This is a genomic window from Stieleria bergensis (assembly GCA_007745635.1).
GTDB classification, from domain to species: Bacteria; Planctomycetota; Planctomycetia; order Pirellulales; family Pirellulaceae; genus Stieleria; species Stieleria bergensis.
On record CP036272.1, the window covers coordinates 1,253,684 to 1,280,058 of the forward strand.

Consider the following 26,375-nt stretch of genomic DNA (forward strand, 5'->3'; position numbering starts at 1 on the left):
TTCAGGAGCTGACGCGCCGCTGCGGAATGGGAGTTTCTTTCCTTCATTAATGATGCAGTAAAGCGATGAGCAGCGCAGTGACCACGCAACGTGCGTACAACTTTTCGGCCGGCCCCGCAGTGTTACCTGTTTCTGTCTTGGAACAGGTTCGCGACGAAATGATGTGTTTGCCAGGATCGCGTTGTTCGCTGCTGGAAATGAGTCATCGCGACAAGGTCTTCATCGACATCTTGCACGACGCCGAGAACACGGTTCGTTCGCTGATGGGCATCAGTGACGATTATGCCGTCTTGTTTCTGCAAGGCGGTGCGGCGCTTCAGTTTTCGATGATTCCTGCCAACCTGCTTGCTGGCAGCGGCAAGTCAGCGGCCTACATTCAAACTGGCGTTTGGGGCAAGAAAGCGATCGCTGAGGCCAAAAAAGAAGGCGACGTGAACGTCGTTTATGACGCTGCGGAAAGCAATTTCAACCATGTCCCAGGCAGTGGTGACTACAGCGTCAGCGATGATTCAGCGTACTTGTACTTCTGCAACAACGAAACCATTCAAGGTGTGCAGTTTCAAGATGAGCCCGCTTGCCCGGCCGGAGTGCCACTGGTTTGTGATGCTTCGAGCGACTTCATGCACAAGCCGGTTGACATCAACAAGTATGGTTTGATGTATGCCTGTGCTCAAAAGAATGCCGGCCCGGCTGGCGTGACCGTTGTCGTCATTCGCCGCGACCTGCTGGATCGAGGCAGCAAAACCTTGCCAGGGTACCTGCAGTACAAGAATCACGCTGATGCTGATTCAGAATGGAACACGCCACCCACCTTTGCGATCTGGGTGCTGGGGAAAGTCGCTCGCTGGTTGCAGGATGACATCGGTGGATTAGAAGCCATCGAAAAGCTGAACCGTCAGAAGTCCAGCTTGCTCTACGATGCGATCGATCAATCAGGCGGTTTCTACACCGGGCACGCCAAGCCAGATTGTCGCTCGCTGATGAATGTGACCTTTACGTTGCCAAATGATGACTTGCAAGCGGCCTTCATCGCCGAAGCTGCCGCCAATGACTTGGTCGCCCTGAAAGGTCACCGCAGTGTCGGCGGCATTCGTGCAAGCGTTTACAACGCGATGCCACTTGAAGGTGCCAAGGCGCTGGCCCAACTGATGAACGATTTTGCCAGCAAAAACGCCTAGTCCTTGCCACGCATCTCTTTGCCTGTTTGATCCTTCCCTTCCTTTTCAACCCAATTTTTTTGGCGATGTACAGAATCCTGACGCTCAACAATATCTCCGTCAAAGGACTCTCACGGCTTCCTCGCGAAAGCTACGAAATTAGCTCCGAATCCAGTCAGCCGGATGCCGTTCTGTTGCGTTCGTTCAAAATGCATGAGATGGAGATTCCTGAAACCGTCAAAGCCATTGGTCGCGCCGGTGCAGGTGTCAATAACATTCCAGTTGACAAGATGAGCGAGAGGGGTGTCCCCGTTTTTAACGCACCTGGTGCCAACGCCAACGCGGTCAAGGAATTGGTGTTGGCTGGGCTGTTGATGGCGTCGCGGAACATCTTTCCTGCGATGCAATTCGCTCAGACCCTGGAAGGCGATGACGCCACGATTTCAACCGCCGTTGAATCTGGCAAGAAGAACTACGTGGGGCGTGAAATTCATTCCAAGACCTTGGGCGTGATCGGTCTGGGGGCGATTGGTTTGCGAGTTGCCAACGCCGCCAGCGCATTGGGCATGAAAGTCGTCGGTTATGATCCATTGATCAGTGTCGAAAATGCTTGGCGTCTGTCGCGGAACATCGAACAGGCCGTCAGCCTGGATCACTTGTTCAGCCAATGTGACGCCGTGACCGTTCACGTTCCCTTGATCGAGCCAACCAAGGGATTGGTCAGCAAAGAGCGCATCGAATCGATGAACGATGGCGCAGTGATCGTGAACTTGGCACGCGGTGGGATCTGTGATGACGAAGCCGTCCTGGCGGCGCTGGATTCCGGCAAACTGTCGGGGTATGTCATCGACTTTCCCAACGGTGCACTGCTGAACCACCCCAAAGTGATTTCGTTCCCACACTTGGGCGCTTCGACTGGCGAAGCCGAAGAGAACTGTGCCATCATGGTTGCCGATCAGATCAAGGAATTCTTGGAAGATGGCATCGTGCGAAACTCAGTCAACTTCCCCGAAGTCGTGGCACCGCGAGGTTCGGGTGACCGAGTCACGCTGGCGCACAAGAATGTTCCCAACATGGTCGGTCAGATCAGTACCGCCCTGGCCAACGCCGGCTTGAACATTGCCGAGCTGGTGAACAAGTCTCGTGGCGACTATGCCTACACGATCATTGATCTCGACGGCAGCGTCGATCCGGCGGCCCTGGAGCCCTTGTCATCCATCGAAGGCATCTTGGCCGTTCGCCATCTAACCGGTAAGTAGAAACCGCTAACGCCACCGTGGCAGATGATTTGTTGACCGAACTCTCCCGCTGGCGGGAGAGTCGAGCCTCAGCCAGGTGAGAGTGGGAGCTGTTGGCAATGCCAACAGCAAACCGATTGCAAATAAACCCCTTCCCGGCCGGCCATTGAAACAATCGATGATCGCGGCTTGCAAATCTGCAGAGTGATCATCACGCCACGACCACAAAACGGCCGAACCTTCCGCGAGGCGGAAGGGTGTTGCTGAGAAAGAAACCGCGGCTAGCGCCCATGCGGCTGATCCGAAATAGGGAACCTTGTCATGGCTCGCTTGTTGCTCTTCTGGACTCCGCTCGCGTCTCTGTCCCTCTTGTTTGTCTTGCCGGTGATGGCGGCTGAGCCTTGGCAGCGACACTGTCTCGACGATTCCTTTCGCGGTGCCGATGGGGTTCGCTTAGGGGACTTTAATGGTGACGGTTTGCCTGACGTGACCACTGGTTGGGAAGAGTCTGGGTTGGTGCGTTTGTACGTCAATCCAGGACCCGATCAAGCTGACAGGCCTTGGCCTGCAGTGACGATTGCGAAAGCGGCCTCTCCAGAAGACGCGGTGCCGATCGATGTTGACGGTGATGGCAGGCTGGACGTGGTCAGTTGTCATGAAGGCGGCAGGCGGCAAGTCTTGGTTCACTGGAACAACACCAAGGACACGCGTCACGAGACCGAGTTGCTTGACCGCAATCGATGGTCCACAGCGGCCTTTGATGCGCTTGATGGCCAGCGTTGGATGTTTGCCATGCCGTTGGGCAAGATCGATGGCCGCACGGCGATCGTTGTTGCGTCCAAGGATGCAAAGGCTTCGATCACGTTGCTGTTGTCGCCGAGTGATGCTCAGGCAGCAACCGCACGCGACTTGTCGGCTTGGCAGGTGATTCGGCTGCGGGATGCCGGGTGGGTGATGTCGCTGCGAGCGGTGGATATGGATCGCGATGGCCGGTTGGACATCGTTTTTAGCGATCGCAAAGGCTCCCAGTCCAGAGCCGGGTGGTTGAAACAGCCAGCGGAACTCAGCCAGCTGAATCTGACCACCAGCGTGTGGACCGAATTTCCGATTGCCGGGCAGGGCAGGGAAGTGATGTTTCTAACCGCCAACCGGCAGCGTTGTCTGATTGCTTTGCGCGGTGAGGCTTCGCTCGATGCGACGGCAACCGAGCTTGGCGAAGACTGGCGTGTTGACTCGATCACGCATCCCAGCGGCATTGTCAATGGCAAGGCCATCGAGGCCTTTCCTGATGGTCGTGTGGTCATGACCTTCAATACAGCGGCTGGTCAACAAAAGTCGGCTCCAGGGATCTGGATTCGTGACGCTGTGACGGCTGGTCAACCAGCCAGTTGGTCGGTGATTGATCCAACGGCTGCTGTTAAATTTGATCGGATGGAGCTGGTGGATTTGAATGGGGATGGCAAGCTAGACGTCATGACCTGTGAAGAACGTCAGAATTTGGGTGTGGTTTGGTACCAGCAGCCCTGATGGTTCTGCCAATGAGTTTGGGCGTGCTAAACTAGCACTATTCCCCGACCGCTAGATCATTCTTGGACAGTGCTTTGATTGACGCTTGGATCAGTTTGCCGATTGCCGTTCGTTATGGGCTGCTGGCTGTGCTTGGTTTGCTGATGGGGGCGGTGGCGAACCACCTGATTTATCGGCGCTGTTACTTTCCGCGGCCAATTGGGCCCTGGGGCCCCGCTGATGAGAAAGCCGGGCCCAAGCGATGGATGGACTATGTGCCCGTGCTCGGTTGGTTGGCACTGCGGCGTCAAGTTTCCGTGCACGGCAAGGGATTTTGGATTCGGCCGCTGCTGATCGAAGTCGCTTTGGCGGTCTCATTGCCGCTGCTCTATGACTGGTATGTTGTGAGCGGGATGCTGGTTCCCGAAGAGTTGCGCGCTCCGGCCAGCCTGGCCAGGCTGGAAGCCCTGATGAGCGGTATCTACGCCTTTCATCTGATCTTATTGCTGCTGATGGTGGCGGCGACGTTTATCGATTTTGACGAATATACGATCCCCGACATCTTGACGGTGCCCGGCACGATCATTGCCTTGGTCTGTGCGGCGATTTGGTGGGAACTGTTCATTCCAGTGGTTTATGTTTCGTTCCCAGACGGAACGTCGAAAACCGTTGACCTGACTTGGTTTACTTTGCCTTACGCTCCGGATCCAAGTTGGTGGTCAGCACGCGGACTGCGAGTGGCGATGGGCATTTGGACAATGTGGTGCTTTGCACTCAGCAATCGTCGTGTGATTTTGCGGCATGGCTGGTTGAAAGCGGTGGCTTACTTCATGGCCTCGTTGGTGCGTCGCAGCGCGTGGAAGCGATTGCTGGGCATTTGGGTGGCCGGTTTGATCGGGATCAGTTATGTGTATTCCCTCGGTCCCGGCAATCGACATTGGCTTGGATTACTAAATTCCTTGATCGGATTAGCGGTCGGAGGGGGGATCGTTTGGTTGATTCGCATCGTCGGCAGTCTTTCCTTGCGAAAGGAAGCGATGGGGTTTGGCGATGTGACACTGATGGCGATGATTGGGGCGTTTATTGGTTGGCAGGGCGCCACGATGGCCTTTTTTCTCTCGCCGTTTGCTGCCTTGTTAGTGGTGTTGGTGCATTTGGTTTTGGTTGGCAATAAGCCCTTGCCGTTTGGGCCTTACCTATGCGTTGCCACATTGCTGACCATTTTGGCTTGGCCGATAATGGTTGGCGAATGGTTTATTCCCACCTTAGGGGTGATGGCGAGTCTGTTGATTTGGCTATTCCTTGCCTTGCTTGGTATGATGGGAGTGATGCTGTTCTTTTATCGATTGATTGGTGATGCCCTTTACGCCCGGCACACCCAACAATCCGAACACGAATAAATGGCCAGGTTTTGGCGGATGTCTGTCTGACCGAATTGCCAAGCCTTTGCCACGAGAACTGTCCGTTTCAACGAATCAAATACAAATCGAAAAGAGGTTCTGTACGATGAGTCGTTTCTTTGCAACGATCAAACGCCCGCGGTCAATCTTCGGTCATGGGGCACGTTGGGGCTGCGGCATTGCGGCCATCGCCGCGTTGGGTTGGTTCATTGGAGTTGATGAAAAGCTTTCTGCAACGCCGTTAGAGCTAGACGGTCTGACGCTTGTTGCAGCACCCAGCGAGCAGCCCGATGACGAATCCAGTGAATCCACCAATCAGGATGCAAAATCAGTGAGCGATAAGAAAACGGAAAAAATCGACCACACCAAAAAGCAGGAAGTGAAGTGGGTCGACAAGTACAACCCGCTCAGCCAAGCCGCAGCCTATGTCTTGAAACGCAAAGGCACGCAACCACGTAGCAATGGCGGGTACACCAATACAACGGATAAAGGCACTTACGTCTGTCGCCAGTGCAATGCCAAGCTGTATTACAGTACCGACAAATTCAAGAGTCACTGCGGTTGGCCGAGCTTTGATGACGAAATCGACGGTGCCGTCAAGCGACATCTGGACGCCGATGGCTACCGAGTTGAAATCGTTTGCGCCAACTGTGACGGCCACCTGGGGCACGTTTTCGAGGGCGAGCAGTTGACCGAGAAAAACACCCGTCACTGCGTCAACACCATTTCAATGGTGTTGGTCCCCGCCGACGAGCCGCTGCCACCGGTTTTGAAGCTGGAAAAAAAGCGTAACAAGGACAAGTAGCAGCGGCATTCGGCTGCATTTGGATGCCTCGTCACTGGGATCGCCCCCTGCCGACCGCTTGACGCCTGCGACCGATTCACTGGTGTGTCCAATCTCTACGCGATGAACCTCCCGTCCAGGGAGGTTTTTTCGTTTGACACTCTCCTGAATCTCTTTCCTTTCCCGCCTAGTCGATTGCGCTCCTTTGGTCGATAATCTGGGGGTCGGATTGTTCTTTTTCGAATCCAACCCACGAGATAATACGATTCATGCTGGATTCAGCACATGAGTTACTGTCCCTGCAAGAACAGGGGCAGCTCACCGCGACCGAAATTGCTCAACAGGCAATCGCTGCCATTGAGGCTTCTCAGCCGATCCATAACGCCTACACGCACGTCGACGCCGAGGCGGTTTTGGCCCAGGCGCAGCAGATCGACCAGCGGCGAGCCGCCGGTGAGGCACTGGGTGCATTGGCAGGCGTTCCGGTGGCGGTCAAAGATGTTCTTTGCACCAAGGACATGCCCACCACCTGCAGCAGTCGAATGCTGGAGAATTTTCGTCCGCCCTACGATGCAACTGTGGTTGAAAAACTGCGTCAGGCCGACGCCTTGATCGTGGGCAAGACCAACATGGACGAATTTGCCATGGGGGCCAGCACCGAAACCAGCTACTTCGGGCTGACCAAGAATCCTTGGGACATCGAACGGACTCCCGGCGGCAGCAGTGGTGGAGCGGCCGCTTGCGTCGCCGCTGGAACGGTACCACTGAGCTTGGGAACCGACACCGGTGGATCGATTCGACAGCCCGCAGCCTTCTGCGGGATCACGGGTCTGAAGCCGACGTACGGTCGCGTCAGCCGTTACGGGCTGGTCGCTTTTGCCAGCAGCTTGGATCAAGTCGGTCCGTTGGCTTGGTCAGCCAAGGATTGCGCTTTGCTGCAAGATGTGATTGCTGGTTTCGAGCCGCGTGATTCAACCTCTCTGGACGTGCCAACCGAAGCCTGCTTTGCCGCAACGCAATCCGCTGATCTGCGAGGCATGCGAGTCGGTTTGTTGCGCCAGTCACTCGACAGCGAAGGTGTGGATGCCGCAGCGGTACAAGCTGTCTTGGATGCCGCCAAGGTCTTCACGGACCTGGGAGCGGAGATCATCGATATCGATTTACCGCACCGAAAGTATTGGGTGCCGACCTACTACGTGATCGCACCTAGCGAAGCCAGTAGTAACCTGTCACGTTTTGATGGGGCACATTACGGGCATCGGGCTAAAGATGACAACGGCAACGAAATCAATGACTTGGTTTCGATGTATTGCAAAAGCCGTGGGGAAGGTTTTGGTGATGAAGTCAAGCGTCGGATCATGCTTGGCACCTACGCTCTTAGTGAAGGGTACGCCGACGAGTACTACAACAAAGCGCTCAAAGTACGCCGATTGATTCGCGGCGATTATGACGCAGCATTCAATGACGTGGATCTGTTGTTAGGGCCAACGACGCCAACGAGCGCCTTCAAGTTTGGCGAAAAAGTCGATGATCCTGTGCAGATGTACTTGTGTGACTTATTCACCGTGGGAGCCAACTTGGCTGGCGTTCCCGCGATGTCGTTGCCCGCTGGATTCGATCAATTGAATCTGCCATTGGGCATTCATCTGCATGCTCCGGCATTGCAAGAAGCACGCCTTTGCCAAGCGGCAGCGGCCTTCCAAACTGTTACTGATTTCCATCGCCAGCGACCAAGCGAACCAAGCAGCAAGTCATGAGCCAGTATCCTTTCACCACGGTCATCGGTCTGGAAGTCCACGTTCAGCTAAAGACCGCGAGTAAACTGTTTTGCGGTTGTAGCACGGAGTTTGGTGCGCCGCCTAATACGCATGTCTGTCCCCTTTGCTTGGGGCTGCCAGGTGCGTTGCCGGTGATCAACGAAAAGGCGCTGGAACTCTCTGCGCTCGCCGGACTCGCGCTGCACTGTGACCTTCCCCCCGTGACCAAGTGGGACCGCAAGCAATACTTCTATCCCGATTTGCCAAAGGGCTATCAGACCAGCCAGTTTGATATGCCGATTTGTGCGGACGGGTTCCTGGAAATTGAAGATCCCGCTGACGCCAATCAAACGGTCCGGATCGGCATCATTCGCGCTCACCTTGAGGAAGATGCTGGCAAGAGCATGCATGATGAAGTGGCCGGCCGCGCTGACAGTCGCATTGATTTGAATCGCTGTGGGACTCCGCTGTTGGAAATCGTCAGTGAACCTGATTTGCGGACTGCCGAGCAATGTGTTGCCTTTCTAACCAAGCTCCGTGAGATGATGGTGCATTTGGGCGTCAGCGATTGTGAGATGCAGGAAGGCAGCTTGCGCGTCGATGCAAACGTCAACTTGCACATCGATCGCAATGGCGAAGTCATCGCCACACCGATCGTGGAAATTAAGAACATGAACAGTTTCCGCAACGTCGCTGCTGCGTTGGCTTACGAAGTCGATCGGCAGTACGAGGAATGGGAGACGAAAGGTCATACCATCAAGACGCACGGCAAGCGAACCTTTGGCTGGGATGACGGTAAACAAGTCACCTATCCGCAGCGTGAAAAAGAGGAATCGGCTGACTATCGCTACTTCCCGTGCCCTGACCTGTTGCCGGTGCGATTGACCGAAGCACAACGGGAAAAGGTACGCAGCATGTTCACTGAATTGCCGCAACAGGCACGCGAGCGTCTGCAAAGCCAATACGATGTCACCGCTTATGACGCCGATGTGATCGTGTCCGCCGGACCTGAAATGCTGGCTTACTATGACAGCGTTGCGACGGCTTGCGGAGACGGGAAACGGGCTAGCAGTTGGGTTCAGCAAGACGTCATGCGCAGCATCAAAGAGCAAGGCATCTCCGTTGATCAGTTTGCCATCTCTGCGGACCAGTTGGCAGCCCTGATTCAGTGCATCATCGCTGGCGAACTGGCCAACAACCGTGCTCGGGATGTGTTTGAACACATGCTGGACAAGGGGGTTGCCATGGATCAAGCGATGAAGGATCTGGGCATTGAACAAGTTGACGACTCTGAAATCGAGTCCCTGGTCGCAGATCTGTTAAGCAAGAATCCCCGAGTCGTCGATGATGTCAAAGGCGGCAACGCAAAAGCGGTTGGCGCACTGATTGGCCAAGCCAGAAAAGCCAATCCCAACGCCAACCCTCAGCAAGTTCGTGAGCTAGCGTTGAAAATGATCGAGCAAATGTGATTTGCCGATTCGCTGGCCAAGCGTTGGGAGTCGACGCGTCGGTTCGCACCGCTTGATTGATTCTAAAATTGATACCAGCGTCACAATCCATGCAACGCATCCGGCGGTTTCTGATCGATTCCATCAAACAAGATCCGCTCTTAGCGTCCCTCTTGATGCTGGTCGTTGTGGTCACCGTCTGGTTGCTGGCGATTCCGTTGACGGCGTTCGCCGCGCAGACCGCGATGCGTCGCTTTCATTTGGCCAATGATTCGTTTGCCACCTGGTCGGTGCAGTGTGTTGTGCCGCAGATGTATCAGTTTGCCAATCAGTATGAGTCACGCTGGTTACGGCCCACGCCGCCTGAACCGGCGATCGAAGTGTTCGATCTGGCGGCCGAGTTCCAAGTCGATCTGGATCCCAAGCCCGAGCCGGAGTTCGTGCGGGGGCCACGAAGGTTCTTGAATCACTACCCGGCTCGTCGTTTTACCTTTGCTCCAGCGCGTTTCAACTTGTTTCATGAGAGTGAAGCCAGGTGGATGCGTTTGCACACAGCCTATCGTGGGCAGGCCGTTGTCACCGATTATCACTTCGAGCCAATCGAGATCAGTCAAGACCCGCCACGGGTTCGCTACCAAGTGAAGCGTCTCTCGTCGACCATCCAGCCCGCAGATCAGGAGTGGTGATCTGTGGCTGAAGACGCAAGATCAGAAAACAGCAACTCTGCGGCTGACCCGTTGCGTTGGCGCGTGACGCTGGCCTTCATCCTGGTGCAAGTCGGCGTGCTGTTATCGCTGTTGTGGAAGGTTGGGTTTTTCCGCGACATGGATTTGGTCTATCGCCAGATTCTGTTAGAAGACACGTTTTTTCCCGATTGGCTGCGCGATGCAGCAGTGTTGCGCTGGGCTTACCTGTCGGTGGTCTGCGCGATTGTCGTTTCAATTTTGATTGCGCACGACAGGGTTCGAAGACTGGCCTGCGCGGTTGCCAGCACTGGCTTGTTGGTCATCTTGTTGCATCAGGGGGCTTACAACGACATGACGTTTACGACCAGTTTTTGGTGTTCGCTCTGGTCGTTTTGGTTCGCCAGTCGGATTCAGCGTGATCAGTCTGCGTTATTGCTGCGCAAAGCGGCTTTGCTGGCACGAGTGATTGGCTCGTTGATGCTGCTTGGAGGCGCAGTCGGCAAATGGACTGCTGAATACTGGGACGGACGCGTGCTATACGATATCTATTTTGTCGATCGTGACTTCTGGGTCTTTCATCGATTGCGAGATCAGTTTGATGCTCAGGCACTGCGTGGGATCGCGACTTGGTACAGCCGGTCGGTGGTGGTCTTGGAAACCTGCTGTGGGTTTGGGATGTGGTTGTTGCCAGCAAGGCCGGCAGCATTCTTGGGCGTGGCGGTGTTCTTTAGCATTGCATTCTTTTCGAATGTCTATTTGTTCTCTGTGCTTTGGTGCTTGATTCTGTTGTCCGCAGTGGGTTGGCTCGTGCCAAAACAAACCCACCGTTCCGGCAGGCCAGAACCCGCCGCAGGCCGTTAGACTCGGTTGTTTTTTGCCGCGGTGTCCGAGGAAGAACCGTTGACTGAACTCTCCCGCTTGCGGGAGAGTCGAGCGTTAGCGAGGTGAGGGGAGTGCCGGGATAAAACCGGATTGAGATAGGGAATGAAAGTGTCCTACGTAGAAAGTCTAGCCAACTGCTATGGCCTCCATCGGAGGTGCAGAGAGGGTAACCGATCTGTGCTGAGCGTCCGACAAGGGGGGAAACGCAGGCCAGCTATTGAGCTCCGAAATCTGAACTTCCGTGTGCCGACCCGGTCCCTCTATGGGGAAGGCAACACCGATGGGTTCGTCATTAGGCGAGAACCCATCGGACACGGCGGAGTCACGAGAACCTGCGCATGCGTGGAAATCTCAATCGCGAGAACCGGGAGATCCGATCGGCCACTGGCAAGTATCCAGTGCGGGCAGCGAACCGTCCAGCGGGAAAGGCTGCCATGAACGCTGATCGGAAGTCGGATGAGTCCATAGTACTGCCGACACAGGCGAACAACGCCGGAACTGAACCGGCCGCGGAGTCTGTCGAGGAAAGGGACTCAGCCAAGATGAGCACCTCGCAGCACGATCGACCCCGAACTTCGAGTCGGACCAAGCGTCGTTCTCGCGGGCTGCTGGGTGTGCGCGAAACAGCGCGGGACTGTCCTGCGTTGAAGTTCGAGAACCTGTTGCATCACATCAACGTTCCCCTGCTGCACGAGGCCTTCGATGATTTGAAGAAATCTGCCGCAGCGGGCATCGACGAGGTGACTTGGCAGCAGTACGAGCAAGACCGAGAAGCCTCGATTGAGGCTCTACACGGTCGTATTCACCGGGGTGCCTACCGAGCGAAGCCCTCCAAGAGAATCTACATTCCCAAAGCCGATGGCCGGCAACGTCCGATCGGCATCACGGCCCTGGAGGACAAGATTGTCCAAAAGGCAACCGGGTGGGTCATGCAGTGCATCTACGAACAGGATTTTCTCGGATTCAGTTATGGTGGCCGTCCTGGTCGCGGCGCTCATGATGCACTCGATGCGTTGTGTGTCGGCGTGAGCAGCAAAAAGGTGAACTGGATTCTGGACGCCGATGTGAAAGGCTTCTTTGACAACGTGGACCACCAATGGCTCATGAAGTTCATCGAGCATCGCATTAGCGACAAACGGATTCTCCGTCTGATCGGAAAATGGCTTCGAGCCGGTGTCAGCGAAGACGGTGAGTGGTCCAAGACGACGGTGGGGACTCCGCAAGGAGCGGTGATCTCGCCGCTGCTTGCGAACATCTATCTTCACTATGTGTTGGACTTGTGGATTGACCACTGGCGAAGACAGCGCGGCCGCAAGGACGTCGTTGTGGTTCGGTACGTCGACGATTTTGTGATTGGGTTTGAGAGCAAAGCTGATGCTGAAATGTGCCTGGAAGCACTCCGGGAACGTTTCGGGAAGTTCGGCCTTGAGCTTCATCCCGAAAAGACTCGCTTGCTCGAGTTTGGTCGTTATGCGATCGAGCGTCGATCTGAGCGAGGAGACGGTCGACCGGAGACGTTCGATTTTCTCGGTTTCACGCACCGCTGTGATACCAGCCCAAAGACGGGATGGTTCATGATTCGCCGCGAGACGATCGCGAGCCGGATGGCTCGTACCCTCTCGGCAATCAAGGCGGAGCTTCGTCGTCGGCGACACCAGTCAGTCGGCCAACAAGGTCGGTGGCTGGGTAGTGTGGTCCGCGGCTGGCTGGCCTACTATGCCGTCCCAGGCAATGTGAGCCGCCTACGTCGATTTCGAGACGAGGTTAGCCGACTATGGTTGCGTACGCTTTGTCGTCGCAGCCAACGGCATCGCTGGCCTTGGCCTCGCATGAAACGGTTGCTGCTGACCTACCTCCCTCACGCCAAGGTACGCCACCCGTATCCAGATCAACGATTTCGCGCCCGAATCAAGGCAGGAGCCGTATGAGACAACACTCAAGTACGGATCTGTGCGGGGGGCGGCCGGAAACGGCCGTTCCTACCGTGACTGAAGTGGTTGGCAACGCCAACCGCAGGCCGCTACAACAAAACCCTCCCCGGCCGGCATTGAGACAACCGGTGCCGCCGCCTTGCAACTCAGCACATTCACAAGCGCGCTACCACCGCAAACCGGCCGCCCCCCCAAAAAAACGTGAGGGTTTGGCTAACCAAGCCGTAGCGCACGCCAAAACGGCTGATGCGACGGCACGGTGATCACTTCAACTGGCTCTTTAGCGTTGCCAGATCCTGTTTCATTGCCGCCAGGTGCTGGGGGACCAGTTTGGGGTCGCGATGGTCCAAGTATTCTTCATGCAATGAGATTGGGCCATCAAAGCCGCTGTCCGCCAGCAGTTTGTAGAACTGTGGTTTCACCAGTCCCTGACCCAGGGGAACGTTGGTCACTCGGCTACCGTTCCACTGAAAGTCTTTGACGTAAATGGTGTCAATGTGGTCGCGAATCATGCGGAAGCTGATGGGCCAGCTGGTTCCGCCTTCGACAGTGGCGTGGCGAATGTCATACGCCATGCCTAAATCTGATTTGGGCAGACCATCAAGTACTTCAGCCAAATCCCAAATCGCAGCGCCCATGTATTTGCCGCCAGCATGGTTCTGGTACAGACCCGTGATCCCAAAGTCGTGATTCATTGCCGCCAAGGCTTTGAATTGATTGCGCCATCGTTGCAGTTGCTGTTTGATCGGAGTGGCTTGATCGTAGTGAACGTATTGCATGCGGTAACGTTGGATTCCCAGTGTTGCGGCAGTGCGCAGCATCCGCTCGGTCATCGGATCATCTGGGTCATTCACATTGGTAGTCATCAAGGTGATCTTCAGGCCATGCTTGTCCAACGCTTCGACCAATTCATGAAGCTTTTCGTGTGCTTGCTCGGGTTCGATATGGCCACCCTTGCGAATCGGAGCTTCGATTCCATCAAAGCCCAGTTCGGCGATCGCCTTGGCGAGCTGATCGAACGAAAGTGAATTAAAGGGTTTGGTGAACACGCAGACGGGGCAGTTTTTTAGCGAGCTCGATTGAAGGGCGCTGGCTGATTTCTCCGTCGCCAGTCCAGCTAGTCCAGCCGCGCCACAGGCCGTTAGAAACTGTCGTCGTCGCAAAGAGCTGTTCATTGGATTCATGGGTTGATTGGGGCAGGGAATTAACAGGCTCATTGTAGCTAACGGCCTCTCAGCCAAGCGGCGACAGGGGAGGAATTGCCAAAGAAGATGAGCAATTGCAGTGTCCGCTGACCCCCTGATTTGAGACGCCACAACGGGGGATTGCAATCGATGATTCAGTGCCCGGTCGGAACGCGGTGATCAAACGGTGGTGCTGGTTTTTCAGCACTTTAGTCGCTTGGCAGCAGGTGTGATTGCCGTTCGGTCAGCCCACAGAGACCGATTTGTGAAACATCGTTCGTGAAACCGATTTTCTGGGGCATTTCTATTGCTCTCCGCAGTGCAACTGTGATACCGACACGCAAAGACTTCCTTTTCATTTCATTACGCAATTGTTCGCTACAGGAATCTGGACTGATGGTAAGCCTTCGAAATCACCAATCTGAAATGGACCTTCAGCGCCGAAAACAGATTGTTGTTCGCTCGATCGTTTCGCTCGGTCTCTGTGGTTTGCTGTTGATCACTCAGCCAGGCTGTTTGGGATTGTTTGCAAACCTCGTGAATGCCACTGGTGCATCGAGAATCAAACCCGTCTGTTCGGAACTGGAAAAGTCCCGTGTTGTTGTTGTCGCTTTGACGGAAGAGAGCATTTATCGCGACGATGTTTCAGCTCGAATCTTGGGCCGCAACGTCAGGCAATGGCTGGGCACCGAAGTCAAAGACATTGAACTCGTGCGTGAAGACAAAATTGCCGATTGGCGTGACCGCAATGGCTGGGACACGATGGACTTTGTTGCCATGGGCCGCGAACTGGAAGCCGATAAAGTGCTGATCGTCCAGGTCGGTGATCTATCGCTGCGAGATGGAGCCACGCTGTATCGAGGCAACGCTAACGTCGTGACCACCGTGTACAACACCGAGACCGGCAACGAAGTGTTCCAGAGCGAAATTGAAGAGTTTCGTTATCCACAGAACTCGGGCGTCTACACGAACGAAACCACTGAGACTCGATTCCGCAAACTGTATCTTGGCATCCTCGCCAAGCGGGTCTCACGCCAGTTTTATCCTTACGATCGCAATGACGATTTCGCGCTTGACGCGATCACATCGCGCTAGTCGACGTTGTTTCTGGCAACGGTCACAAAGCCGGCCACTTGCCGCCTAAGTCTCTGTGGCAGCGACGCGGCAAACGCTGGCCGTTACAGCACACCCTTGGTGCTGGGAATCGCGTCACTGCGAGGATCGCTTTCGGCGGCCATGCGAATCGAGCGTGCGAGTGACTTGAACACGCATTCCGCGATGTGATGGCTATTGCGACCATGGTGCAGCACCACATGCACATTGCTGTGACTGTTGGCTGCAAAGGATTGCCAAAAGTGTTCAATCAGTTCGCTGTCAAAGTTGCCGATCTTATCCGCTTTGATTGGGGCATGGTATTCAAACGCATAACGGCCACCAAGATCCACCGCGGATGTGACTAGGCACTCATCCATTGGCAAGGTGAAGTGACCGTAGCGTCGCATGCCAGCTCGGTCGCCCAGCGCTTGGTGAATGGCTTGACCAAGCGCGATGCCGATGTCTTCGGTGGTGTGGTGATCATCGACGTGCAGGTCGCCTTTGGCCTGAACCTCTAAATCGATCAACGCATGCTTGGCTAGCAGATCCAGCATGTGATCCAGAAAGCCAACCCCAGAGTTTCGCTGGCCCTGGCCACTGCCGTCTACGTTTACAGACAGCTGAATATCGGTTTCACCGGTGACGCGATGGATGGATGCAGTGCGTGACATGAGATCACCTATCGAGTTGGGAAGTGAGACGCGGGGAAAGCCATGTAAGAGAAACGCAGTGAAGTTTGAATCCTGATTGCCGGAGCGGCTAGCCGATCCAGGTGATCCAGCCGGTTGCCAGCAACACGCTGCCCGAACTATTGGAAGAATCGTTCTATCATCATCATGCAGGCGTCAATCTGTTGGTCGGTGCCGACGGAAATACGGATCCCATCTCCCCAATCGGGAAAGTCCATGTAGCGGACCAGGATCTGATTCTTCTTCAGAAAATCGTACAACTCTTGGTGCTGACCCTGGGGGTGCTGCGCCCAGACAAAGTTCGCTTGCGAAGGGGTGACGTGAAAGTCCATTTCCGTCAAACGCTGTTCCATCCGCTGCCGCGTCTGCTTGAGCTTGGCGACAACTTCTGTCAGCCAATCTTGTTGGCTAATCGCTGCGGTAGCGGCAACGATCGAAAGATAGTCACAGTTGTAACTGTCCTTTATGCTGGCCAGACGATTGATCAGCGCGGGCTGAGCGACCAAGAAACCGAAGCGAATCCCAGCCAGTCCGTACGCTTTGCTGAACGTTCGTGTGACCAAGAGGTTGTCGTGCTTTTGAACCAAGTCCAAACAGTTGCTGTCAGCAAAGTCCGCGTAGGCTTCGTCGACCACCAAAGGGCAGGGCAGGGCGGATGCGATCTCGCTGATCTGTTCCGGGGCGACGACCGTTCCACTGGGGCTGTTGGGATTCGGTAAAAACACCAATCGCAAATCATCATCCGCGTTGGTGAAGTGAGTGGGCAGATGCCAGCCGTCAAGAAAGTGAATCTGTTCCCAGTTGGCTGCTTGGATGTCCGCCAAGGTCCGATAGAGAATGTAGCTAGGGTACGGCAGTCGCAGCTTTTCCTGTTCGCCCACAAAGCCGCGAACCAGAATCGTTAAAATGTCGTCGCTGCCATTGCCTGCCAAAACCCACTCCGGTCCGGGCAGACCGAGTGCATCAGCGGCCGCCCGGCGAAACGCGTTGGCCATCGGGTCGGGATAGCGATTCAGTGGTCCGGTCGCAGCTTCTTGTAACGCACTGACCACTGCCGGCGCTGGCGGGTAAGGGTTTTCGTTGGTGTTTAACTTGATGAACTTGCCCGGTGGCGGTTGTTCACCGGGAGCGTAAGGCAGCATCTTGGCAAGCGCTGGACGCAGGTCGATCTTAGTCATGATGATTTAATGGGACGGGGCTATCGGCGAATGGAAACACTGCGAGCGTGAGCGGTTAAGCCTTCTTTCTCCGCCAGTCGTTCAACATCTTCGGCAATTTCAATCATCGCGTCTTGCTGGAATGATGTGACGCTGCCGCTACGTAAGAAACTATTGCTACACAGTCCAGCCGCCCAGGTGCACGTTCCGCCGGTTGGCAACACGTGACTCGGTCCGGCAGCGTAGTCTCCCAGTGCCACAGGCGTGTAGTGGCCCAGGAATGCAGCGCCACTGTTTCGCAGCTTGTCCATTTGCTGCTCAGGGTTTTCGGTTTGGATATGCAGGTGTTCGGGGGCAAAGGTGTCGGTCAGTTGGCAGGCATGTTCGCTGTCACGCACCAAGATCAGGGCTCCAAAAGCAGCTAAGGCATCGCGCGTCAAATCGCTGCGATCAAGCAACTTCAGTTGCTTGCCAAGCTCTGCTTTGACAGCTTCGATGACGTCTGCTTCCCAGGTGATCAGGATGGCACTGCCGGGGGAGTGTTCGGCCTGAGCCAATAGGTCCGCGGCGATGAAGTCCGCTCGCGCGCTGTGGTCAGCAATCACGATGACTTCACTGGGGCCGGCAAAGGAGTCGATGTCAACCACTCCGTAAACATGCTTCTTGGCCAAGGCAACAAACAGATTGCCGGGGCCGACGATTTTTTGCACGGCGGGAACCGAGTCGGTTCCATAGGCCATCGCAGCCACCGCATGAGCGCCTCCCATGCGGTAGACCTCGGTGACGCCCAGTTCGTGACAGGTCGCCAGCATGTCCTGGTTGTAGGCTCCAAACGGGGTCGGAGGTGCAACAACGGCAATCTCATCCACTCCAGCCACTTGAGCTGGCACCACTGTCATCAGAACTGTCGAAGGATACGCCGCCGCGCCGCCGGGAACGCAGACGCCCACTCGTTTCAACGGTACATAACGCTGGGTCAGTGTGACGCCCGGTTTCGGGCTAATGCTGACGTCTTGATGGAGGATTGCCTTTTGAAAGGTTGCCACATTGTCGCGAATCCGACCGATGGTGGCGATCAGTGCCGGGTCAGCCGCCGCGTGGGCCGCTGCTAAATCCTCCGCTGGAACTCGCAGTTGCTCGGTAGTCAGGTCGGCCTTGTCAAGCTGCTTGCTGTAGTGCAGCAGCGCCTGATCGCCCTGGGATTTGACTTCACCGCAAATCCGCTCGACCACCTCAACGGGACTGAGCGGAGCTCCAAAGACGGCTTCGGTCAGTGCTCGCCCCTGGGGGGAAACCACGTCTCCTTGCGGACTGAGTTTCTCGCGCAGTTGGTCGAGTGCGGCGGTCGAACCATCGCGAGCGTCAAAGAACGCGATCAGATTACAATCGGACTGAGTCATTTCGTCAGGCAGAGGTAAGGGGCTGGGGAATTTCGCCAGCGAATTCCCAGGTCAATGAATCAGACATGATAGGCTGGCCAGCGAAATTGGTACACTGCCGCTGCCTGCGTAGAGCAGGAATTCACCTAGCGGGTTCGGTCACCGACGACGCGACATCCTGCCGCGTCGTCAAATCCATCGACGCGACAGGATGCCACGTTTGCTGATGCTTGGGGCTCTGTTGACCCAAGCCACCGATGACAGCGGCCCCCACATTCCCAATTTGCAGCCTAGCTGACCGAGCAACTTGAGCCATCAAACTGATTCTTCCGCCGACCGCGTCCCCTCGGCCCGTCATGTTCACGGGCAAGAGGGATCGACTGACGGCCCTCAGCCAACCGCTTGGCAGCTGTGGTCATTGGCGGGGCTAGCCGCCGTAATGACGCTCTGTTTTCGCTGGGCATCCTGCGGCGAAAGTCTGTGGGTCGACGAATTGCACTCCGCCTGGGTCGCTGTCGGGCCGCTGAGCGAAGTGACGGCTCGAGCAGCAATCGGCAACCAACAACCGAGCTACTTTCTAGGTTTGTGGGCCTGGTTGCACGTGTTCGGCGAATCTGAAATCGCTTTGCGGTTGAGCAGTGTTCTTGCCAGCGTCTTGACCAGTGTCTTGCTAGCCATCAGCGTTGCCCGCACGACACGCTCGTTTGCAACTGGCCTGCTGGCTGGCAGTTTCCTGGCGATTGACAAAGACGCGATCTTTTTTGGTTGCGAATTAAGACCTTATGCGTGGGTGATGCTGTGCGCTGCTGTGGCACTGCTGTGTTGGTCAAGTGGATTGCAATGTCGCTGCCGAGCAGCGCGGCAGTGGTGGTGGTTCGGGTTGGTCAGCAGCGTTTGCGCAGCGGTTTTATTGCATCCGACCAGCCTGCCTGTCATGGGACCGTTCTTTATCCTGTCACTGATTTCCGGACGGCTCGCGGCGACACATCCAGCATCCGAGGCTCAGGCGACTGCGGCCAGTCGTCTACCGCTGATTTGTGCCCTCGCCGTGCTGGTGGCATCGGTGGTTTGTTTTGGGGGCGCGACGATGCAGCAGGCATGGAGCCATCGGCAACGCTGGAGTGGGTTTGCGTCGGCGGATTCCTGGAGTCAGTGGTTGCAGGCTTGGCATTGGCAGTCGATGGTGGTCACGCCTGCGGTGATCAGCTTGCTGGTCGGCGCGATCGGATGGCGATTGGGGGCACGGTCGAGCGCGCATCGCGTCAGCTGGCAGACGCTCTTGGTGAGCCTCTTGCCATTGGTTTCGGCAGCGATTGGGATCACAGCGATCTTGATTGCGGCCAAGGACTACGGTGTGCCGTTGTGGCAGAAACGCTATTTTGTCGCCGCCTTTCCGTTGATCATCTGGACCACCGCCGCGCTCTTTGGATGGGCCATCAAATTGATCGCAACCGTCGCTGTGTTTGATCCCCATCAAGCCAAACGCTCTGCCTGGCGACTCGGCTTGTTGAGTGCGGTGCTGGTGGGCGGATTGTGTGGTAAGACGCTGGTTGATCAGGGGTTGATGGCTCAGATTCGGCAGGGCTACTGGCCTCAACAGCGACGCGGTGAACCGTGGCGTCAAGCAGTCAGCATCATCGATGAACATGCCCCACCTGCTCAGCCCGGTTCGGGGTCGGTGATCTGGATCGATGGTGGATTGATTGAGTCGCAGTTCATGCGCGAACCGCAGTCTCAAAACAGCTCAATGCCGCAGGCTTTGGAGCAGTATTTGAAGCTGCCGGTGACGGGGATTTACAGAGTGCAAGAACCGATCGAGGTGTTCAATGTCTATGAACATGAATCCTGGTTGAAAAGTCGCTGGAATCGCCAGGAAAGTCCGCCAAAACGCATTTGGTTGTTAGCCCGTTGCTCGGTTGACGGAGTACAACAATACGTAGACAAACTAAAACGGCTGGCTCTTTCCCAGACGCCGCGAGAAATGCTTAGCACTTGGCATCAAGACAAGCGAGTGATTCTGGTGGAGCTGACCTTTCAGTGACTCGCATGCACTCCCGCTTCGCTGGCGGCCGATCAGGCATTCACAGTTTTTTTTCCTTAATCATTCGGTGAACACTATGAATCTGATCCATCGTGATTCCACCTCGAATGGCCGTGTTCGTTGTGTTCAGTTCACCAGTGCGTCGATCGGTGCCTTGAGAACCTGGATCGCGATGATCTGCATCGTGGTGCTGTTGGCTCAGGTTCAGCCGTTGGCGGCTCAGACGATTGGGGAACCGATTCGGCCAGCAGGGCAGGGTGATGTCGTCGCCGATCAAACGTCTGTGCCTGAAGGACCGAAACAGCAGGAAGCGGGACGGAACCAGGCCGCAGAGCGTGGTTATCGGTTCTTAATCGAGCAACCCGTTTTGCCAGGCGATTTTACCGCCCAGGTCTTCGATCAGTTGTGGACGGTCTGGCCCGAACCGTTGCGAAGGAAAGCCGAGCAAGCAGGCGCCAAGCAGCGCCGTTTGATGATTTTAGATCGTTATGGTTTGACCGTTCGACCGAACGACGATTCGCTCAATCCCCTGCAGTATGTTGTTGATCAGCGAGGGGCGTTCACGATGAACTGTTTCGCCTGTCATGGCGGCAGCGTGTATGGCAAAGTCATGCCTGGGGCTCCCAACAATCGCTACGCGTTGCAATCGTTGACCGAAGACATTGGCAAGGTCAAGTTGAGACTGGGGATTCTGCCGGGGACAATGGAACTCGGAGCGATCTTCATCCCGCTGGGAACCAATAATGGCACGACCAATGCGGTCGTGTTCGGGATGGCACTGCTCAATGGACGTGATGCAGACTTGAACGTCATTCCCAAGTTGCCAGGCAAGTTCATTCATCATGACATGGATGCCCCGCCGTGGTGGCACTTTTCCAAGAAGCCCCAGATCTACATCGATGGCTTTGCGGCAAAGGGGCATCGAGCGTTGATGCAGTTCTCGCTGGTGCCTGAAAATGGGCCAGACTTCTTTCACCGTCATGAAGATGACTTTCGCGACGTGTTTGCTTACATCAGTTCGATTGAGCCACCGAAGTATGACGGGCCGATCGACCAACCCTTGGCTGACCGAGGTCGAAAGGTGTTCAATCAATCCTGTGCGGATTGCCATGGAACGTATGGCCAGAATGCTGACTACCCAAATCTTCGTGTGCCGATCGATCAAGTTGGTACCGATCCAGTCCGATTGAAAGCCCTGACTCCGGAGGGACGCCAGCGTTATGCTGACAGCTGGTTTGCTCGTTCCTCGGCTAAAGACGATGCCGCCAAAGATGGTCCAGCTGGCAACGAAACCGCACGCGAAACGAAGCTCGAGACGGTGATCGTTCCCGGCGGTTATGTCGCTCCGCCACTGGATGGTGTTTGGGCCAGTGCGCCATACTTTCACAACGGCAGCGTGCCCACTCTGTGGCACGTGATGCATCCTGAACAGCGGCCCGTGGTGTGGCGACCGCTCGATCAGACCATGGATCAGCAGAAGGTCGGATTGAACGTAGAAACGCTGGTCCAGGTGCCAGCTGCGATCCAAGACCCGCTGCTGCGCCGCAGTTACTTCGACACACGAAAGTCAGGCAAAAGCCGGCAAGGTCACGATTTCCCCAATCAGCTAAATGAAGATGAGAAGGCCGCTGTCTTGGAGTATCTGAAAACGCTCTAGAGTGTACTGTCCGCCGCGTTTGCTTGGGCGGCACCGCAGTGCTGGATGGTTTCCACTTATTGAGGGCGTGATTTCTGTGGCTGTTGAAGCTCCATGTCGTCTTCGCTTAGCAGGCGAGTTCCTAGTAGGATGCCGGTGCCTCGTAGACGGTACAGGAAGTAAATCATCCCCACCAACATCAAGCCACTACAGACGTAGAAGATCTTGTGCGGTGCCTCTTCAAAGAGTGGGTAGATCAGTTCGTAAAGGAACCCTGAGGCCACCATGAAGGCAAACGAGGCTGCGTTGGCGGTCCCCAGGAAACGTCCTCGCTCGCCATCAGGCGAATACTTTTGCAGCATCGCTTGCAGCGGGACAATGTAAAAACCTGCAAAGAACCCTGCACAGAAAATGAATGCGGCCACATTGGAAAGCGCCACACGCAGATAAGGTTGCTCCCCGTTCAGAGCGGGGTCAACAAAGCCTAGTAAAAAGAAGAACACCGTTAGCCCGAGGGCACCGATCGTGATCAGTCTTGGCTCAATGCGTTTCCCTGAGACAAAGCCGGCAAAGGCACATCCCAAGCCGACGGCGATGCCGAGAATCGCCATCAACAAACTGGCTTCGTCGTCGCCAACGGCTTGGATCCCTTGGCCAACGGTCGCGTCCAAGATCTCTTTGTACAGTGGCAGGACCACCAACGCCAACGCCGCCAACAGATAAAAGTACGACCACGCGAGCATCACCATCAGCAAACGTGTGCTGGCCATTTCTTTAATCGTTTGCCGGTAGGTCCCAAAGGGATTGGGATTGATGACAAGGTCTGCGTCACCTTTTCTGGTTTGGGTGATCAACGCGCTAGCGGCCAGGCCCATCAGCGCCGTCCCGACCATCAACACACCCGGTAGCCAGGCCAGTGCCTCAGTTCCATCGGTTCCGTTGTAATGTCGACTGGCAAATCCTGCGATCACGGTTCCCAAGATCACCGCGATGTTGGTGGTCATGTTGATCGTGCCGTTGGCGCGGCTCAGGTTCGGCGACGACACCAGTTCAGGAATCATGCCGTATTTGGCTGGGCCGAAGAAGGAGCTTTGGCAGGTCAGCATGACCAGAGAAATCACTGTCAGTGGCAGGCTATGCAAATAGAACCCTAGGCCGGCGAGCATCGCAATGGGGACTTCAGCGATTTTCACCCAGACCGTCACTCGGCGTTTGCTGAAGCGGTCAGCGATTTGCCCGCCGACGCCGGAGATCAACAGGAACGGCAACGAAAAGCAGACTTGCACCCAGCCGACGCCTAGCTGGCCGGTCCAGTGGCCGCTGACGAGACTGAAGACCAGAATCACCTTCAGAAGATTGTCGTTCATCGCGCCAAAGAACTGCGCAATCAGCAGTCCCTGAAAGCCACGGTGCCAAATCGAGCGTCCGTCGTGATCCTGGTCATCATTGGCTGGCAAATCGCTGCTCGATTGATCCGCGGCGGACGCCTCATTGGGATGCGAGTCTTGTTCGAGTTGAGTGTCGCTGTCCGATGGCATGGCAGTCCCGAGAGGTTGTGACGAGCGGGAGATCGAGTACAAAGCACGATTCCGTGAGGCGATTCTAGCAGCAGTGGTCTTTTGACAAGAGCCCAATGCCAGCGCCATGATGCGGACTCTTTCTGCTTTTTTCGGGCGTCAAGAGAAAGCTGGAATGCCTGTTGCCGATCTGTTTTTAGTGCGCGAGACGCTTGTCCGGTGTTGCTGTGGCTGGTTGGCGTTGCCAACCACTTCACCCTCACCTCGCCTAGGCTCGACTGTCCCGCCAGCGGGAGAGTTCAGTCAACGAATGGTCGACGGTTTCGCTGTGGCTGGTTGGCGTGGCCAACCCCTTCAGTCACGGTAGGAACGGCCGTTTCCGGCCGCCCCCCGCACAGATCCGTACTTGAGTGTTGTCTCATACGGCTCCTGCCTTGATTCGGGCGCGAAATCGTTGATCTGGATACGGGTGGCGTACCTTGGCGTGAGGGAGGTAGGTCAGCAGCAACCGTTTCATGCGAGGCCAAGGCCAGCGATGCCGTTGGCTGCGACGACAAAGCGTACGCAACCATAGTCGGCTAACCTCGTCTCGAAATCGACGTAGGCGGCTCACATTGCCTGGGACGGCATAGTAGGCCAGCCAGCCGCGGACCACACTACCCAGCCACCGACCTTGTTGGCCGACTGACTGGTGTCGCCGACGACGAAGCTCCGCCTTGATTGCCGAGAGGGTACGAGCCATCCGGCTCGCGATCGTCTCGCGGCGAATCATGAACCATCCCGTCTTTGGGCTGGTATCACAGCGGTGCGTGAAACCGAGAAAATCGAACGTCTCCGGTCGACCGTCTCCTCGCTCAGATCGACGCTCGATCGCATAACGACCAAACTCGAGCAAGCGAGTCTTTTCGGGATGAAGCTCAAGGCCGAACTTCCCGAAACGTTCCCGGAGTGCTTCCAGGCACATTTCAGCATCAGCTTTGCTCTCAAACCCAATCACAAAATCGTCGACGTACCGAACCACAACGACGTCCTTGCGGCCGCGCTGTCTTCGCCAGTGGTCAATCCACAAGTCCAACACATAGTGAAGATAGATGTTCGCAAGCAGCGGCGAGATCACCGCTCCTTGCGGAGTCCCCACCGTCGTCTTGGACCACTCACCGTCTTCGCTGACACCGGCTCGAAGCCATTTTCCGATCAGACGGAGAATCCGTTTGTCGCTAATGCGATGCTCGATGAACTTCATGAGCCATTGGTGGTCCACGTTGTCAAAGAAGCCTTTCACATCGGCGTCCAGAATCCAGTTCACCTTTTTGCTGCTCACGCCGACACACAACGCATCGAGTGCATCATGAGCGCCGCGACCAGGACGGCCACCATAACTGAATCCGAGAAAATCCTGTTCGTAGATGCACTGCATGACCCACCCGGTTGCCTTTTGGACAATCTTGTCCTCCAGGGCCGTGATGCCGATCGGACGTTGCCGGCCATCGGCTTTGGGAATGTAGATTCTCTTGGAGGGCTTCGCTCGGTAGGCACCCCGGTGAATACGACCGTGTAGAGCCTCAATCGAGGCTTCTCGGTCTTGCTCGTACTGCTGCCAAGTCACCTCGTCGATGCCCGCTGCGGCAGATTTCTTCAAATCATCGAAGGCCTCGTGCAGCAGGGGAACGTTGATGTGATGCAACAGGTTCTCGAACTTCAACGCAGGACAGTCCCGCGCTGTTTCGCGCACACCCAGCAGCCCGCGAGAACGACGCTTGGTCCGACTCGAAGTTCGGGGTCGATCGTGCTGCGAGGTGCTCATCTTGGCTGAGTCCCTTTCCTCGACAGACTCCGCGGCCGGTTCAGTTCCGGCGTTGTTCGCCTGTGTCGGCAGTACTATGGACTCATCCGACTTCCGATCAGCGTTCATGGCAGCCTTTCCCGCTGGACGGTTCGCTGCCCGCACTGGATACTTGCCAGTGGCCGATCGGATCTCCCGGTTCTCGCGATTGAGATTTCCACGCATGCGCAGGTTCTCGTGACTCCGCCGTGTCCGATGGGTTCTCGCCTAATGACGAACCCATCGGTGTTGCCTTCCCCATAGAGGGACCGGGTCGGCACACGGAAGTTCAGATTTCGGAGCTCAATAGCTGGCCTGCGTTTCCCCCCTTGTCGGACGCTCAGCACAGATCGGTTACCCTCTCTGCACCTCCGATGGAGGCCATAGCAGTTGGCTAGACTTTCTACGTAGGACACTTTCATTCCCTATCTCAATCCGGTTTTATCCCGGCACTCCCCTCACCTCGCCTAGGCTCGACTCTCCCGCCAGCGGGAGAGTTCAGTCAACGAATGGTCGACGGTTTCGCTGTGGCGGCTTGCGGTTGGCGTTGCCAACCACTTCACCCTCACTTCGATTAGGCTTGACTCTCCCGCCAGCGGAGAGTGCAGTCAACGAATTTTCCATCAGCTGTTTTGGCGTTCGCCACGGTTGCTTGGTTTATTTTCGGTGATGACAGATCGGCGGCTAGTCAGTGGAGATAGTTTGCCCTGACGTCGGCCAGCGGGTAATCACGCATGTCGAGGTCTGTTTCCTGTTGCAGGATTTCATGCAGACGGCGATAGCCGCGCGAGACCAATTCTGTTCGTTGGCTGGCGAAGGCGGCGTCCAGCGTGCGGCGATCCAAGGGGCCATCGACGATCAACGGTTCAAAACGTTGGTCTTCTATGAACTGTGCCAGGACAGGATTGCAGCGCAGATGTCGCTCGGGCGTGAGATGGAGCTGTTCCGGATCCAGTTCGCCGATGACAAAACGAAGGTACAAGTCGCTGTCAATGATCGCACTGACATCCTTGCCACAGACTTCACAGAAGTAACCTTCGTCACATTTCATGATCGTCAACGCACG

20 protein-coding genes are annotated in these 26,375 nt (G+C 55.9%); 13 read left to right on the top strand and 7 right to left on the bottom strand.

Annotated elements, in window-relative coordinates; translation table 11 throughout:
• The first annotated feature begins 65 nt into the window (after window positions 1-65).
• The 10 genes from serC (at window position 66) to ltrA (SV7mr_RS04140) (ending at window position 12,786) form a co-directional block, all read left to right on the top strand.
• A complete protein-coding gene (gene serC / locus SV7mr_RS04090) occupies window positions 66-1,178 on the top strand; it encodes a 3-phosphoserine/phosphohydroxythreonine transaminase (RefSeq protein ID WP_145269473.1) in 1,113 nt (370 codons plus the stop codon).
• Between the two features lie 65 nt (window positions 1,179-1,243).
• Window positions 1,244-2,416 (top strand): phosphoglycerate dehydrogenase, encoded by a 1,173-nt coding sequence (locus SV7mr_RS04095; RefSeq protein ID WP_145269475.1) that lies wholly within the window; start codon window positions 1,244-1,246, stop codon window positions 2,414-2,416.
• A gap of 300 nt (window positions 2,417-2,716) precedes the next feature.
• A complete protein-coding gene (locus tag SV7mr_RS04100; protein WP_145269477.1) occupies window positions 2,717-3,922 on the top strand; it encodes an FG-GAP repeat domain-containing protein in 1,206 nt (401 codons plus the stop codon).
• 74 nt (window positions 3,923-3,996) lie between these two features.
• Window positions 3,997-5,301, top strand: coding sequence for a prepilin peptidase (locus tag SV7mr_RS04105; protein WP_419188071.1), 1,305 nt, complete (start codon window positions 3,997-3,999; stop codon window positions 5,299-5,301).
• A gap of 106 nt (window positions 5,302-5,407) precedes the next feature.
• A complete protein-coding gene (locus SV7mr_RS04110; RefSeq protein ID WP_145269479.1) occupies window positions 5,408-6,106 on the top strand; it encodes a methionine-R-sulfoxide reductase in 699 nt (232 codons plus the stop codon).
• Between the two features lie 248 nt (window positions 6,107-6,354).
• Window positions 6,355-7,842 carry an Asp-tRNA(Asn)/Glu-tRNA(Gln) amidotransferase subunit GatA gene (gatA, locus tag SV7mr_RS04115; RefSeq protein WP_145269481.1) on the top strand — a complete coding sequence of 496 codons (1,488 nt, stop codon included), beginning with the start codon at window positions 6,355-6,357 and terminating at the stop codon, window positions 7,840-7,842.
• Entirely contained in the window at window positions 7,839-9,311 is a 1,473-nt protein-coding gene (gene gatB / locus SV7mr_RS04120; protein ID WP_145269483.1) for an Asp-tRNA(Asn)/Glu-tRNA(Gln) amidotransferase subunit GatB, read from the top strand. The genes gatA and gatB overlap by 4 nt, the downstream gene beginning before the upstream one ends.
• Before the next feature lie 89 nt (window positions 9,312-9,400).
• The gene (locus SV7mr_RS04125; protein WP_145269486.1) at window positions 9,401-9,976 is read left to right on the top strand and encodes a hypothetical protein; all 576 of its coding nucleotides are present in this window, start codon (window positions 9,401-9,403) and stop codon (window positions 9,974-9,976) included.
• 3 nt (window positions 9,977-9,979) lie between these two features.
• Window positions 9,980-10,837 (top strand): hypothetical protein, encoded by an 858-nt coding sequence (locus tag SV7mr_RS04130; protein ID WP_145269488.1) that lies wholly within the window; start codon window positions 9,980-9,982, stop codon window positions 10,835-10,837.
• Window positions 10,838-11,502: 665 nt separating this feature from the next.
• On the top strand, window positions 11,503-12,786 hold the full coding sequence (gene ltrA, locus SV7mr_RS04140) for a group II intron reverse transcriptase/maturase (protein ID WP_419187352.1): 1,284 nt from the start codon (window positions 11,503-11,505) through the stop codon (window positions 12,784-12,786).
• Between the two features lie 266 nt (window positions 12,787-13,052).
• Here the strand turns inward: ltrA (SV7mr_RS04140) and SV7mr_RS04145 are convergent, their stop codons facing one another.
• Window positions 13,053-13,964 (bottom strand): sugar phosphate isomerase/epimerase family protein, encoded by a 912-nt coding sequence (locus tag SV7mr_RS04145; protein WP_145269490.1) that lies wholly within the window; start codon window positions 13,962-13,964, stop codon window positions 13,053-13,055.
• A 405-nt stretch (window positions 13,965-14,369) separates the two neighbouring features.
• Here SV7mr_RS04145 and SV7mr_RS04150 point away from each other — a divergent pair, with 405 nt between their 5' ends.
• Window positions 14,370-15,068 (top strand): hypothetical protein, encoded by a 699-nt coding sequence (locus SV7mr_RS04150; RefSeq protein ID WP_145269493.1) that lies wholly within the window; start codon window positions 14,370-14,372, stop codon window positions 15,066-15,068.
• Between the two features lie 83 nt (window positions 15,069-15,151).
• On the opposite strand, the gene hisB is transcribed toward SV7mr_RS04150, so the two are convergent.
• The 3 genes from hisB to hisD all read right to left on the bottom strand — a co-directional run bounded on the left by hisB (window position 15,152) and on the right by hisD (window position 18,314).
• Entirely contained in the window at window positions 15,152-15,739 is a 588-nt protein-coding gene (hisB, locus tag SV7mr_RS04155) for an imidazoleglycerol-phosphate dehydratase HisB (protein WP_145269494.1), read from the bottom strand.
• Window positions 15,740-15,876: 137 nt separating this feature from the next.
• Window positions 15,877-16,926, bottom strand: a complete 1,050-nt coding sequence (hisC, locus tag SV7mr_RS04160) for a histidinol-phosphate transaminase (RefSeq protein WP_419188444.1) — start codon at window positions 16,924-16,926, stop codon at window positions 15,877-15,879.
• A 29-nt stretch (window positions 16,927-16,955) separates the two neighbouring features.
• Window positions 16,956-18,314 carry a histidinol dehydrogenase gene (hisD, locus tag SV7mr_RS04165; protein WP_145269499.1) on the bottom strand — a complete coding sequence of 453 codons (1,359 nt, stop codon included), beginning with the start codon at window positions 18,312-18,314 and terminating at the stop codon, window positions 16,956-16,958.
• Between the two features lie 286 nt (window positions 18,315-18,600).
• Between hisD and SV7mr_RS04170 the strand changes: the two genes are divergently transcribed.
• Together SV7mr_RS04170 and SV7mr_RS04175 are read left to right on the top strand one after the other, a co-directional pair.
• Window positions 18,601-20,334 (top strand): glycosyltransferase family 39 protein, encoded by a 1,734-nt coding sequence (locus tag SV7mr_RS04170; protein WP_145269501.1) that lies wholly within the window; start codon window positions 18,601-18,603, stop codon window positions 20,332-20,334.
• Window positions 20,335-20,410: 76 nt separating this feature from the next.
• Window positions 20,411-21,991 (top strand): c-type cytochrome, encoded by a 1,581-nt coding sequence (locus SV7mr_RS04175; protein ID WP_419188072.1) that lies wholly within the window; start codon window positions 20,411-20,413, stop codon window positions 21,989-21,991.
• Between the two features lie 56 nt (window positions 21,992-22,047).
• Here the strand turns inward: SV7mr_RS04175 and SV7mr_RS04180 are convergent, their stop codons facing one another.
• The 3 genes from SV7mr_RS04180 to SV7mr_RS04195 form a co-directional block, all read right to left on the bottom strand.
• The gene (locus tag SV7mr_RS04180) at window positions 22,048-23,508 is read right to left on the bottom strand and encodes an MFS transporter (RefSeq protein ID WP_419188073.1); all 1,461 of its coding nucleotides are present in this window, start codon (window positions 23,506-23,508) and stop codon (window positions 22,048-22,050) included.
• A 397-nt stretch (window positions 23,509-23,905) separates the two neighbouring features.
• A complete protein-coding gene (gene ltrA, locus SV7mr_RS04185) occupies window positions 23,906-25,189 on the bottom strand; it encodes a group II intron reverse transcriptase/maturase (protein WP_419187352.1) in 1,284 nt (427 codons plus the stop codon).
• 808 nt (window positions 25,190-25,997) lie between these two features.
• Window positions 25,998-26,363: a hypothetical protein gene (locus SV7mr_RS04195; protein ID WP_145278017.1), complete on the bottom strand. Its 366-nt coding sequence runs from the start codon at window positions 26,361-26,363 to the stop codon at window positions 25,998-26,000.
• Window positions 26,364-26,375 lie beyond the last annotated feature (12 nt).